The organism is Mitsuaria sp. TWR114, from assembly GCF_007997345.1.
The window spans coordinates 1-657 of the sequence record NZ_VOSR01000984.1; the positions used below are offsets into that span (position 1 = coordinate 1).

1 protein-coding gene and 1 pseudogene are annotated in these 657 nt (G+C 71.4%); one reads left to right on the plus strand and one right to left on the minus strand.

What is annotated here, in order from left to right; translation table 11 throughout:
- Nucleotides 1-41: 41 nt before the first annotated feature.
- Nucleotides 42-446: pseudogene (locus FUT87_RS26565) on the minus strand (YraN family protein).
- On the opposite strand from FUT87_RS26565, the gene FUT87_RS26570 reads away from it, so the two are divergent.
- Nucleotides 445-657, plus strand: a 213-nt coding sequence (locus FUT87_RS26570; RefSeq protein ID WP_404935466.1) for an SAM-dependent methyltransferase, incomplete at its 3' end; no start/stop codon positions are given. The pseudogene FUT87_RS26565 and the gene FUT87_RS26570 sit on opposite strands and share 2 nt — an antisense overlap.

Consider the following 657-nt stretch of genomic DNA (forward strand, 5'->3'; position numbering starts at 1 on the left):
GATGATAAAGGGTGCTGCACGGCCATCGGCCGCCGCAGAGCTCAGTGCTCGGCCGGCACGTCGAAGGCCCCTTGCAGCCACTCGACGCGGTCGCCATCGATGGCCACCACGTCGAACCGGCAAGGCGGGATCTCCGCCAGCGTGCGCAGGAAACATGTCGCCGCGAAGATCACCTTCCGTTGCTTGGCCCGCGTCACGCTGCCGCCGCGCCGCATGCGCATCGCGCTGCCTGGCACGCACCTCGACGAACACCAGCGTCCCGTCCCGCGCCCACAGGATCACATCCGGTCCACGCGACCGCGCGGACGCCCGCGCGCGACCCGATAATTGCGCGCCACCAGCCGCAGCCCCTGCCGCCTCAGGTAGTCCAGGGCGCGCTGCTCGGCGCCGGCGCCCCGTGCCTGCGCATCCGCGCCGTCCCGTCCGATGGAGAGTTTCTTGAACATGTCGACGTCCCCGTCCGCCTCGCTGATCGCCGCCGCTTCCGCCGCGGCCGGTCATCAGCAATTCCCGGGCGGCACGCTCTACGTCGTCGCGACCCCGATCGGCAACCTCGCCGACCTGAGCCTGCGCGCGATCCACGTGCTGGGGCTGGTCGACGCCGTCGCCTGCGAGGACACGCGCGTCAGCGCTCAGTTGCTGCGCTGGCTCGGCCTG